The organism is Nocardia sp. NPDC052316 (assembly GCF_044547795.1).
Classification (GTDB): Bacteria; Actinomycetota; Actinomycetes; order Mycobacteriales; family Mycobacteriaceae; genus Nocardia.
The window spans coordinates 590,087-602,810 of sequence record NZ_JBIUBB010000006.1 but is presented as its reverse complement, the minus strand read 5'-3'; the positions used below and the strand labels follow the sequence as shown (position 1 = coordinate 602,810).

At 67.9% G+C, this 12,724-nt stretch carries 8 protein-coding genes; 5 read left to right on the top strand and 3 right to left on the bottom strand.

Annotation, left to right across the window (positions count from 1 at the left end; genetic code table 11):
- Nucleotides 1–2: 2 nt before the first annotated feature.
- Complete coding sequence (locus tag ACIHA7_RS30325; RefSeq protein ID WP_397294318.1) at nt 3–1,784, bottom strand: hypothetical protein; 1,782 nt, start codon at nt 1,782–1,784, stop codon at nt 3–5.
- Between the two features lie 76 nt (nt 1,785–1,860).
- Nucleotides 1,861–4,362, bottom strand: a complete 2,502-nt coding sequence (locus tag ACIHA7_RS30320; RefSeq protein WP_397294317.1) for an FHA domain-containing protein — start codon at nt 4,360–4,362, stop codon at nt 1,861–1,863.
- 107 nt (nt 4,363–4,469) lie between these two features.
- Here ACIHA7_RS30320 and ACIHA7_RS30315 point away from each other — a divergent pair, with 107 nt between their 5' ends.
- A complete protein-coding gene (locus ACIHA7_RS30315; protein ID WP_397294316.1) occupies nt 4,470–5,918 on the top strand; it encodes a metallopeptidase in 1,449 nt (482 codons plus the stop codon).
- A gap of 12 nt (nt 5,919–5,930) precedes the next feature.
- Here ACIHA7_RS30315 and ACIHA7_RS30310 read toward each other — a convergent pair whose 3' ends face one another.
- Nucleotides 5,931–7,220, bottom strand: coding sequence for an FHA domain-containing protein (locus tag ACIHA7_RS30310; RefSeq protein WP_397294315.1), 1,290 nt, complete (start codon nt 7,218–7,220; stop codon nt 5,931–5,933).
- Nucleotides 7,221–7,411: 191 nt separating this feature from the next.
- Here ACIHA7_RS30310 and ACIHA7_RS30305 point away from each other — a divergent pair, with 191 nt between their 5' ends.
- From ACIHA7_RS30305 to ACIHA7_RS30290, 4 genes are all read left to right on the top strand, one after another.
- Nucleotides 7,412–8,572 (top strand): hypothetical protein, encoded by a 1,161-nt coding sequence (locus ACIHA7_RS30305; RefSeq protein ID WP_397294314.1) that lies wholly within the window; start codon nt 7,412–7,414, stop codon nt 8,570–8,572.
- 273 nt (nt 8,573–8,845) lie between these two features.
- Nucleotides 8,846–9,874, top strand: a complete 1,029-nt coding sequence (locus ACIHA7_RS30300) for a hypothetical protein (protein WP_397294313.1) — start codon at nt 8,846–8,848, stop codon at nt 9,872–9,874.
- Between the two features lie 65 nt (nt 9,875–9,939).
- Nucleotides 9,940–11,091: a hypothetical protein gene (locus ACIHA7_RS30295; protein WP_397294312.1), complete on the top strand. Its 1,152-nt coding sequence runs from the start codon at nt 9,940–9,942 to the stop codon at nt 11,089–11,091.
- A gap of 76 nt (nt 11,092–11,167) precedes the next feature.
- Nucleotides 11,168–12,721, top strand: coding sequence for a serine/threonine-protein kinase (locus tag ACIHA7_RS30290; RefSeq protein ID WP_397294311.1), 1,554 nt, complete (start codon nt 11,168–11,170; stop codon nt 12,719–12,721).
- Nucleotides 12,722–12,724 lie beyond the last annotated feature (3 nt).

Below are 12,724 nucleotides of genomic sequence, written 5' to 3'. Positions count from 1 at the left end.
CGTCAGATCTGGATCGGCGGACCGGGATCGATGGCCCGCCGCGGCCCGGGCAGCAGGTAGCGCAAGGTGTCGATGCCCGGCTGCTCACAGTCCTGATCCACGACGCCCCGATCGTTGCGCCTGCCACCCGCCGCATGCCCGCGAGCGGACGAGATGCCCGGCCGGACCTCGTTGGTCACGTACGGCGTCAGCGGACAGGCGATCGGGTCAGCTGTTGCCAGCGGTCCCGGCGCCGCCGCCAGAGTCACCTCGGCCGCGGTCAGCTCGACGCGATCACCGCCGCCCGGCAGCGCGACCACGGCCAGCGCCACCGCACCGACCACCGTGTGCGCGCCGAACAGGTTGTCCTTCATCTTGTTCCAGAGCTTGCCCTTACGGGGCCGGTCCTCGTCGTCGGGCTCGGGCTCCTGCCACGGCCCTGGCCGCTCCGGCGCGGCATCGGACTGCGGCGCCTGATACGAGCGCTGACCGGGCGGCGGCCCGCCCTGGCCACCCGGATCGGCGGGCGGCCGAGCCGGCTGATTCTCGGGGTACTGCCCCGGCGGCCGGGTGAAGCGGCCACCCAGCTCGGCGAGGTTCGGCGGAAGCCCGCGCGGCACCTCGTCACGGCTGATCCGCGTAGTGGGGTCCTCGCCGGTCGTCGGATAACCGGGCCCGTACTGCACCGGCGGCACCGATCGTGGCGGAGACGGATCCATGTGGGGTTGCGGCAGCTCCGTTCGGCGCTGCGACGACTCCGCTTGGCGCTGTGCCGACTCGGCCTGCCGATGCGCGGCACCGGCCTGGCGCTGCCCGGGGGCCGCCTGCTGTGGCGCGGATTCGGCGCGATAGTGCCCGGCCGGATCGCGAAATTGCGGGCCAGGGTCCTGGAATTGCGTGGGGTCCACCCGCGGTGGGGCGGGCTCGGCATGCCTGCCCACCGGCTCCGGCTCCGCCGCTTCGGTGTCGGTCACCAACAGGTGCGCCGCACCGAGCACCAGGGCGTGCATCGGATGGTCGGCCACCTGCAGCCGATGCCCGAGATGATTCTGGAAGGCCAGCCGCAGCGCGTCGTTGAAACACACGTTGCCCGACAGCAGCACCGTCGAGGTGTCCGCGCCGATCGAGCGCGCCGCGGCCATCACCTCGATCACCACGTTGTCCGCGGACCTGGCGTCGCGCATGGACTCCACGGTCACCGGCACGTCGACCGACTCGGTCGGCTGTTCGTCGTCGCCGTGCACCGCGACCACCAGCATGGTCCGGCCGTCGGAGTACACGCCGGTCGCGCCGATGCCGTGCGGCCTGGCCTGATCCGGCGGGTGCACCAGCCCGAGCGCGCGCACATACCCCGAAAGCGCGATGCTCTCCGGCAGCGGCTCGACGGTCACATCGAGCTGCTCCACGAGCGCGGCGTACACCTCGACCTTCTCGTCCGGCCAGCCGTCCGGATACGGCAGCGCCACCAGGTCCGGCTTGCCGCGCAGGTGCTTGCCGATGGCGGCGAGCGGGTTGTACATCCTGGCCCGGAATACCAGCTCCGCGGGCCAGGTCGCGCCGGCCACCACGATCTGCGGGTGGCCGAGAATGTCGCGCACGTCGGCGATGGCCATGCCGAGGTCCGGGCGCTGCCGGTCCACGCCTGCGGTGTGCAGCCGTCCCGACGAATCCGCCAGCAGATATGCCGGCGGTGTCCACATGCCCTCCACCTGAACCGGGCGGATCGGTGTGCCTCCACCACCCGCGGCCACGGACACCACATCCCAGCCGAGATGTACCGCCCCTACTCGCACCGTCACAGGCATAAGTGTGCCTGGTGTGCGGCCGAGATGCTTGCTGTTGTCCGGAGCCCCCGGTCGGGGCCGCAAAATCGCTCGCCCATCACGCGGCCGAGGACTTGAGTCGCAGCCGTCGCCAGGTGATGACGGCGAGCACCAGGGTGATCAGCAACAGCACCCCGACGTCCAACGCCCAGATGCTCGCCGTGTGCTGCCACAGGGTGTCGGGCTGTGCGTTGAGGAACACCTCGCGAATGTTCACCGTCGACGCCCCCGCCGCATACCCCCAGCGCGCCGGGAACAGCCAGGACACCTGCTCGAGCACGACGCGACCGGTGACCGGGATCAACCCGCCCGCCATCACCAGCTGCACCATGATGGCGACCACCAGCAGCGGCATCACCTGCTCGTTCGACTTCGCCAGCGACGAAAGCAGCAGGCCGACAACGACACAGCACACCGCGGTCAGCGCGATGTCGATATACAGCTCGGCGCTGCCGGAGGCCAGCACCGCACCCTCACCCGGCCGCTTCTTGCCCGCGAGCACGATGCCGACCAGCACCGCCGACTGCAGTAGCGCGGTGATACTGAACACCGCGATCTTCGCCGACAGGTACGCCGACGGCAGCAACCCGACCGCCCGTTCCCGCTGGAAGATGGTGCGCTCGCCGACCAGATCGCGCACGGTGAGCGTGGACCCCATGAAGCAGGCGCCGAGGATGAGCACCACCAGCAACTGCTGGGTCTCGCCGCCACCGGTCGGCACGAAGGTGCCGTCCGGCAACGCCTTCAACGCCCCGCGCTGGAAACCGTCCTTGCCCGGCACCACCAGCGAGAGCGCGCCGAGGATGAACGGCAGGATCACCAGGAACGACAGATAACCGCGGTCGGCCAGGATCAGCCGGATCTGTCTGCGGCACAGTGTCGAGAACTGTTTCCCGCCACTGGATTGCGGCGGCGAGCCCGCGGGCCCGTATTGCTGCGGAGGCGGGGGTGGCGGTGGCGCGAACGCCTGCCTGGATCGATACGCGGCGAACGCCTGATCCGGATTGGCCGCCACATTGGCGAAGATCTCCGCCCAGTCGGTCGTGCCGAGCGCGGCGCCGACGCCGGCCGGGTTGCCGCAGTAGGCGGTCTTGCCGCCGGGCGCGAGCAGCAGCACCTGATCGCACATGTCCAGGTGCGCGATGGAGTGCGTCACCACGATCACCACGCGGCCCGCGTCGGCGAGCTCACGCAGCATCACCATCACCTGCCGGTCCAGCGCCGGGTCCAGACCCGAGGTCGGCTCGTCCAGGATCAGCAAGGACGGTCCGGTGAGCAGTTCCAGCGCGACCGACGCGCGCTTGCGCTGGCCGCCGGAGAGCCGGTCCACCCTGGTGTCGGCGTGCTCGGTCAGCGAAAGCTCTTTCAGCACACCGTCGATCACCTGCTGGCGGTCGGCCCTGCTGTTGTCCGGCGGCAGCCGCAGCTCGGCCGCGTAGCCGAGTGCCTGGCGCACGGTGAGCTGACGGTGCAGCACATCGTCCTGCGGCACCATGCCGATCCGGGAGCGCAAAGCCTCGTACTCGGCGTGTAGGTTGCGACCCTCGAAGGTGACCACGCCGCCGGAGGGCTGCGTGGTCCCCGCGATCAATCTGGACAGCGTCGACTTGCCCGCGCCGGACGGACCGATCAGCGCGGTCAGCGTGCCCCGGCTGGCCTGCATATTCACATCGACCAGCAGCTGCTTGTTGCCCTCGACGGTGAAGCCGACCCCGTGGACCGCGAGCCCCTGCTCGGCCACCGGCTTCTGCCGGAGCACCAGCGTGCCCTGCTGGACGACGAAGTCGATATTGCCGATGGTGATGATGTCGCGCTCGCGCAGCACCGCCCGCTGCTGACGGTGGCCGTTGACGAAGGTGCCGTTGGCCGAACCGAGGTCCTCGATGGTCAGCCCGTCGGCGGCCGCGACGAGGCGCGCGTGCTTGCGCGAGGCCAGCGGATCGTTGACGACGATCTGGTTGTCGGTGGTACGACCGATCGACAGGCCCCCGGCGGGCAACCGGTCGGCCCTGGCGATGGCCGCGGTCGACGCTCGCGCGCGCACCGGCGGCATGTTCGAGGTGTCGGCCCGGGTGGTCATATTGATATTGACCGGCGGCGGCGCATCCTGCGGCGGTTGATATGCCGGACGCTGGAATTGCTGGGCGGGCCGCTGCGCCGACATCGACGGGCCGGGAATCGGCTGACCGGGCATCGGCTGTTGACCCGACTGCGGTGGCCGCACCGAAGGCCGCTGCGGGGGTTGCGGATTAGCGGGCAGCAGATGCAGCAGCGGACCGCTGATCGCATCGCCGAGCCGCACCTGGGTGGGCCGATCGATCGAGACCGCCTGGGTCAACCGGCGCGCGTCCACGAACACGCCATTAGTGCTTCCATTGTCCGACAACACCCAGGCGCTACCCTGCCATGCGAGCGTCGCATGGACCCGCGAAACGAGCGGGCTGTCGACGAACAGCGTCACCTCCGGCGCACGACCCATGGTGACCTGCTGGCTCGAATCGAAGACTCGTTCGTTTCCATCATGGCGCACGGTGATGGTCTGCGCCCCCGGTGAAGACATGCAGCGGATACTATTCCATCACCCGGACATCGGCGGTGCCCCCGACGCGCCTGATACCCCGATCCGGCGACCGATGTGAACGCGATACCGGCCGATGAGGGGGAGCCTTGCCGAAAGTCCGTGCGACGGCGATCATTACCGCCGCGCTGATCGTCGTGCTGCTGGTCGCGGGCTGCACCCGACTCGTGGAAGGCCGCGCCGTCTCGATCTACGACGACCCGTTCAAGGTGGCAGGACTGCCAACCACCAGTGGCCCCAACGGCCCACGGCCCGGCGTCGCGGACAGCACGCTGAAGGCGGCCAATGGGGACGGTAGCGCCGAGGACACCCTGGCCCTCAACGCCGTCGAGGACATCCAGACCTACTGGCGCACCGAGTTCGGCAAAGAGTTCCGGAACGCCGATTTCCAGCCGGTCGACAAGCTCATCTCCTGGAGCGCGAAGGCGCCGCGTAGCGACTCCGTCGAATTCTGCAAGGAGACCACCTTTCATCTGGTGAACGCCGCGTACTGCCGCTTGGACAACTCCATCGGCTGGGACCGCTCGGTGCTGCTGCCCGCCATGACGGAGACGTTCGGCAAGATGGCCGTGGTCATGGTGCTCGCGCACGAGTACGGGCACGCGGTGCAGACCATGGCCAAGCTGGTCGGCGCCAAGGATCCGGTGATCGTCAAGGAGCAGCAGGCCGACTGCTTCGCAGGCGCGTTCATGCGCTCGGTCGCGGAGGGCAAGTCCAAGCACTTCACCATCGATACCTCCGATGGTCTCAACTCGGTGCTCGCCGCTACCGTGGCCATCCGCGACTCCGACCCCGACGATCCGGAGAGCGTGCACGGCTCGGCCTTCGAGCGCGTCACGGCCGTGCAGGTCGGTTTCACCGACGGCCCGAAGGGCTGCAAGCGCATCGACATGGACGAGATCACCCAGCGGCGCGGCAATCTGCCGAAGGACTTCAAGAACGACACGGGTCGCGGTGAATACGAGATCAACAAGGAGACCCTGATCGAGCTCAGCAAGGCCCTCGCCGCGCTGCTGCCGACCAAGCCGTCACCGACCTACGACTACTCCGGCGCCAAGCTCACCTGCCGCAACGGAGTGCCCACCGAGCCGGTCAGCTACTGCCCCGAGAAGAACACCATCGGCACCGACATCCCCGCCCTCGCGCAGCGCGGCGCCTCCAACTGGGATGTGGACGACCCGCTGCCGCACAAAGTGACCGGTGACTACAACGGCTACATCGTCTTCATCTCCCGCTACACCCTCGCGGTGCAGCAGAACCAGGGCCAGCAGCTCGTCGGCGCCAAGACCGGCCTGCGCGCGGCCTGCCTGTCCGGTGTGATCACCGGCAAGCTCGCCCAGCCGGGCCGCACCTCCGGCCAAGGCGACATCGGTCTGGCCGCAGGCGATCTCGACGAGGCCGTCTCCGGCCTGCTCACCGACGGACTGGCGGCCAGTGACACCGAGGGCAATACGGTGCGCAGCGGCTTCGCCCGGGTCGATGCCTTCCGCGCCGGGGTGATCAACGGCGAAAAGACCTGCATGTCACGGTATTCCTGACCGAGTCCGTGCTCATCCGCCGAAAGGTGGTGGCGCCATCGGCTCGAAGCGCAGCACGCGATTGCCGAGCATGACCTCCGCGCCCGGGACCAGCACCATGGATTGGTTGGGAGCCAGGCGAATCCAGTCGCGGTAGCCGGGTAGGCGGGTGCGGGTCCCGTTGGTCGAGCCGCGATCCACCACGGTCACATCCCAATTCATGAGGTGGATCTCGGCGTGCGCGCGGGACATGCCGCCCGAGGAGTCCTCCACCCGCCACGGGACCAGCCCACGGTGGGCGGCGTCGGAATGCTCCGGGTCGCGGCCGATCACCGCGTCCGCGGCGAGCACGAAGGTGACGCCGTCGTCGAGGATCAACATGCCGAGCGGCGGCCGGACCACCTCGATCAGCGGCTGCGTCTGGTCCACCGGCATGCCGCACACCGTGCAGAAGGCCGCGCGTGGATCGCTGGGATGCGCTCTGGCGCACTTGAAGCCCATCACCTTGACGGTGAGCGCGGTGGACTTCGCGGTCGCTTCCAATCGGCGCTGCAGGTCCGGATCCGGCGGTGGGGCCGGTGTGGTGCCGCGCAACTGGGTCGGCGCGTGCTGCGGGTCCGCGGCGCCGCCGGTCCGGTGCGCGGCGGTCGCCGCCTGACTTCCGGTGGGCTGCTCCGCTTCTCGCCGCTGCTCCGGTGGCGGGTCGTGGTCGATGCGCGCGGTCGGCAGCGGCGCCTCCTCGTGGCGCCGGTGCGCCGCTTCGCGTACCGCACCGGAGCGTGCCCGCGCCCCGTCGGACCAGATGATCACGCCACCCGCCTGCGCGATGCCCTCGACGAGCCAGCCGATGCCGCGCTCCGCGGGCAGTTCGGGGATGCGCCCCTTCGCGTCGTCGACGAACAACGCGACGGCTCGGGCGGGCACGCCGGCCACCCGGTCGACGGTGAACGCCGCGTCGCTGCCGCGATAGCGCTCGACCGCGCCGTCCCCGGCCAGCACCGCCGTCACCGCACCGTGCAGAAAGATCGCCACCCCGCCGTTCTCCGCGGTGGACAGAATCCCGAAATCGATCGGCTCCCCCGGGCTGATCTGCTCGGCGTGCTTCATCAACCAGCGCGTGGCCTCGCGCGCCACCACGGCCCCCGGCCCGTTCGGCTCGTGCTCGGTGGCGGTACGAACCAATTCGGCCAGCGATTCCAGCGCCAGCGCAGCCGGCGAATCCTGGGTCGGCCTGCCCGGTCCGCGATGCGCGACGACCACCACCGATCCCGCGACGCGAGCCACCGCATGACTACCGACAACGACCTCGACCTGCCGCTCCATCAACGGAATCGGCCTCGGCGAAGGGGGCGTTGCGGGGTCGTTTGCACAGGACCCAGGGTATTGCAATCCCACAACTATCGGGCCCCCTGCCCGGCGTCCGTCCGGTAACTTCAGTGGCAGCACGTGGAGGAAACGAGGGGCCGGTCATGGTTCGGACATCACGTATCGCGCTGGTCGCATCGTGTATCACAGTGGCTGGTCTGCTGACCGGCTGCGGCGGTGTGCCGGGCACCGCCACCGCAGGTGAGATCGACGTACGCCAGCTGGAGGTCGGCACCTACGCGGTCGACCGACACCGGTACGACCAGGACGCGGGCGACAAAGCCGCGCTGGTCGAGGGCATGCGCATGTCCGACGCGGTGGCCCCGACCGTGCGGATCGACCCCTCGCTGAAGGTCGGCCGGGGCAGCGCCGTGGTCGCCGACGCCGATCGGGCGCTCGATTTCGTCGCCAAGTCCTCCAAGCCGGTCTTCGAGGACCGCAAGCTGATCACCGGCTACGCCGCCAGCGGCGCCGATCGACCGGACCCCGAGGGACAGACCAACCCGGCGCCCGAGGCCACCGCGGTCACCATCGCGCTGTTCCGCTTCCCGGACCAGGCGATCGCGAAACTCGCCGCGCGCGAGCTCGAGGACGTCGACATCGCGATCTCACCGGAGAACCGCAAACTGCCCTCCACCGCTTACCCGGACGCCTACATCCATTGGCGCCCCGGCGTTCCCACCGTCGGCACCTTCATGGCCCACAAGGAATTCGTCATCTCCTTGTTCATCCAGCGCCCGCGCGCCGACAGCACCGACCTGGTGGAGTGGGTCGACAAATCCCTCGCCGCCGAGGTGGCCCAGCTGGACAAGTTCCAGGCCACCCCGCAGGAGAAGATCGCGGACTTGCCGGTCGACCCCGAAGGGTTGCTCGCCCGGGTCGCCGTCAGCGACCGCAAGAACCGCACCCCCGACACCGCCACCTTCGCCATTTTCGGCCCGCACCACATGGTGCACCGCGCCGACGACGAAGCGGCACACCTGCGCCTGATCCAAGAGGCGGGTGTGGACCGTCAAGCCATCGCCGACGACAGCTACGTCGCGCGCACCAGGGACAGCGCCGCCGCCCAGGAACTGGCCGCAGGCTTGATGGAAAGTGAAGGCGCGCACTACGACACGCTGGGCGCACCGAAAGACGTGCCCGGCGCGAAATGCCTGCAGCTCAACAGCAAGGGCAATCCGGAGCGCGAATACAAGTTCCGGTGCTACGTCGCCTACAAACGTTATGTGGGTGTCGTCACCAGCGACAAAGAACCGGATGTCCGGCAGAAGGTGGCCGCCGAATACGCGCTGCTGGCGAACAGTCTGTGAGGCGGTCCCGCAAACTTTATGGTCAGGTACCGCCGCACGCGGTGACGTAGGATTCCGCGGGAACCACAGTCCGTCCGGGGAGGGACCTTGCCGCCGCACGCGAAGACGATGCCACGCCGAACGACGTATGCCCTGGTCGCGACGGCAGCACTGGTCGTCGCCAGCGGCGGCTGCGGATCGGACGAGCAGCCGACGAACAGCCGGCCTCCGTCCATCGAACTCAGCGCGCTCGACGTGGGAAATTACGATACGAAGCCGCGCCAATTAGCCACCGTGAAAAGTCTCGACCAGGCTCGAATTATCGAAGCGGAGCGGCTCGGCAATTTCGTGCCAGCGGCACTGGACATCGATCCGCGCTTCATGCACGGCAATCCGTTCATGGCGACGGTGTTCGTCGATCCGGAGGCCGCACTCGGCAAGGTGATGGCGGTGGACCGGTTCGCCGAGGCCGCCGCGGACTTCGTCGCTGGCTTCCAGAGCTTCGGCCGCACCGAGGCCGAGAACCGAGGCATCGATCTGATGAACGCGGTCATGATCTTTCCGGACGAACAGAAGGCCAAAGACGCGGCGGCGGCACTGGAACGGGTCGACTACGAGGCAAGCAATCGCAACACCGCGGTGCCGATACCGAAATACCCGGCGGCCCACGCCCATTGGCAGCCGAACCAGCAGTCGATCGGATCCTGGTATGCCACCGGCAAATTCGTCGTCTACACCTGGGTCTACGACTACCTGAAGATCTATATCGAGAAGGTCGACCTACCCGCCCTGATCGCGCTGGTGGAGAAGAGCCTGGACACGGTGGTTCCGTCCATCACCAAGTTCACCCCCACCCCGCCCGACCAGCTCATGAACCTGCAGATCGATCTGGACGGCATGCTGAACCGCACCATCGCCCGCCCCCGCGAAGACTCGTGGCTCAATCCGCCCGGCGCGTACCACGGCCGCACCGCTATCCACTTCGCCAACAACGCGGCCGATGTGCTGCGCGACATCGAGAAAGCCGGCGTCGACCGCTTCGCGGCGAACGGGATCGACCTCTATCGAGCCCGTGATGCCGCCGCGGCCACGACGTTGCAGCAGGACCTCGGCGGACTCACGAAGCGATTCAAGAAGGCCGACTCCCCCGCCAACCTGCCGATCGCCGAGTGCAAGGAATACATCGGGCGCGGCAACCTGGCGATCCGCTTCTACTGCTCGGTGTCTTATGACCGCTACGCCGCGTTCTCCGCGTCGCACCAGCTATTGGACGCCCAACAGCGGATCGCGGCCGAATACACAGTGCTGGTGAATGCCCGATGAGGCGCGCGTTCCTGATTCCCCTCGCCGCTGTGCTCACGGCGGGCCTCACAGCCTGCGGATCCACCATGCCCGGGACCGTGGCGCCCGCCGAGATCGACATTCGCACGCTCGACACCGGGTCCTACCCGACCGAGCCGCTCAATGCGCATGACGACGACTACAAACCTGATTTCGTCGCCATGCCGCACGTCGCCGCGATGCGGTTGTCGGACTACGTGGTCCCCGCCTACGAAATAGACCCGAAACTGAAATACAGCCAGCTGCCGTTCGAGATAACCCGTGGCTCGCTGCCCTCCGAACTCGGCATCGAGCCCGATCTGAAGCCGATCGCCGCGCGGCACAAACTGCTCTTCGGCTTCCGGACCACCGGTTTCGATCAGAAGACGTCGATCATTCCGTCCGGCTGGCCGGTCAAGACCCGGCAGAACACGACGACGATCTCGACGATGGTCATGCAGTTTCCCGACGTCGAGCGGGCAACGGCGGCAGCGGCCGAATTCCACGACGCCGACCTGGCCGCCAACCGCGACAACCAGCGGGTGCCACTGCCGAAGTATCCGGCCGCCCGGGCCCAGTGGCGGCCGGACGCGCCGTTCCTGCGCGCCACCCTGGCCCACGGTCCCTACGTCGTCGCCCTGCTCGTCTCCTCCAACGGTCCGGACCTGCCCGCACTGACGGCGCTCGCCGAAAAGTCCTACGACGCCCAGCTTCCCGTGCTCGACCAGCTGAAGCCGCTCACCGAAGAAGAGACGTATCAGCTGCCATGGGACCCGGATCAGCTGCTGAGCCGCGCACTGAATCCGAACAAAATCGAACGACCGGCAATAGGCACGCAGGCGCTCTACAATTTGCGCGGAATCATCCAGTACGCCGATGATTTGAGTGTCGCGAAACAGCGCTTCAGCGCGATGAACGCGGACCGCTTCGCCGTTTCCGACGGAACAATTGTCGCTCGCACGCCCGACGCGGCGGCGGCGAAGAAGATTGTCGCCGAAAGACTCACCCCCGCTCCGGTCGCGAACGACGCCGCCGCACCACCGAATGTGCCCGATTCGGCCTGCGTCGAGCACAGACAGGAGGCCTTCGACTTCGAGATGAAGCGATTCACCTGTGTCGTCGCTTACCGCCAATACGCGGGATTCGTGACCGGTAACCAGTTGCTCGACGTCCACCAACGCGCCGCCGCGCAGTACGCAATCTTCGCCAACAGCCGGTAATGCGACGCGGCCATCCCATCCCGAGCGGTCCAGTATGCTGCCGCGTGGGGAGCACCGAATCAGGAGATTGTGGATCATGGCGATAAGCCCCGGCACCATCGTGGGCGGGTACCGCGTCCAGGGCGTGCTCGGTGCGGGCGGCATGGGCACCGTTTACCTGGCCAAACATCCCAGCCTGCCGCGGATGGACGCGCTGAAGGTGCTCAGCGGCGAACTCAGCAACGACCACGAGTTCCGCACCCGCTTCGAGCGCGAAGCCAATCTCGCCGCCGGACTCGACCATCCGAACATCGTGTCGGTCTACAACCGTGGCGAAGAAGACGGCCGACTGTGGATCGCCATGCAGTACGTCGACGGCACCGACGCCTCCGCGGAACTGACCCGCGACCGGCATTCGATGAATCCGCTACGCGCACTACGCATTACCACCGAGGTGGGCAAAGGCCTCGATTACGCGCACCGAAAAGGCTTGCTGCACCGCGACGTCAAGCCCGCCAACTTCCTGCTCTCCTCCACCGAGGGTGACGAAGAACGCGTCCTGCTCACCGATTTCGGCGTCGCCAAGTCCAACGACGACACCACCGAACTCACCCAGACCGGCAGCTTCGTCGCCACCATCGCCTACGCCCCGCCCGAACAACTGGTCGGCGGCCACCTGGACCACCGCGCCGACATCTACAGCCTCGCCTGCGCCTTCTTCAAGCTACTCACCGGCCGAAACCCGTACCCGGCAACGCAACCCGCGCTGGTCATGATGGGCCACCTGCACGAGCCGCCACCGCTGGCCACCGCCGTCGACCCCGGCCTACCGCCCGCCATCGATCACGTCTTCGCCAAGGCGCTGGCCAAAGACCCCACCGACCGATACAACACCTGCCGCGAGTTCACCGACGCGGCCGCAAGCGCCCTCATCCCCGGGCACAACCCCGCCCCCACGAACACCTCGCCGACCTATCCCATCCAGGTCTTCGATCCGCGGCCGAATACCGATCCACGCGTTGCGGTTTCGGCTCCGCACGCACTGGTGTCCGCGCCGCCCGGTTCCCGCAAACGATGGTTGGTCGGAACAGGTGCCGGTGCCGTCGTCGTCGCACTGGCCGTAGGCATCGGGATCTGGACGTTGGGCGGGAACGACTCCGCCAATACCAGCGTCGCCACCGGCACGGTCTCGGCCGCCTCCACCGTCGCGGTGAGTTCGTTGCCGTCGATCGAGCAGGCCCGAGCCACCAATCCGGCATTCCGCGGCAAGACCATCACGGTGGTGGATGTGCCACGGAGCAAACAGGTCTCGATTTTCCTGGGCGGTTCGGCGCAGACCAAGTTCCTCGAAGACTTGGGTTTCGTCTACAACCCGAACTATCCCAAACAGGGTGATGAAACGTTGCGCGCGCTGCCCAACGCGCAGTCGCTCGAGGTCAACGCGGACAGCTTCGTGCTCGCGGTACGGACCGATGAAGACGCAGGCAGCGGCGGGCTGCGCGGGCTGCCCTATCAAGTCGCGGGCACTCGGGCCACCGTCATTCCGCTCGACGATGCCGAAGCTGTAGCCGCCTTCCGCAATTGGAGTGCAGGCTCGGAGCAGGTGCTGCTCGACAAGCTGGTGCCGCTGTTGCAGAAGCGGGTGCGGTAGCTC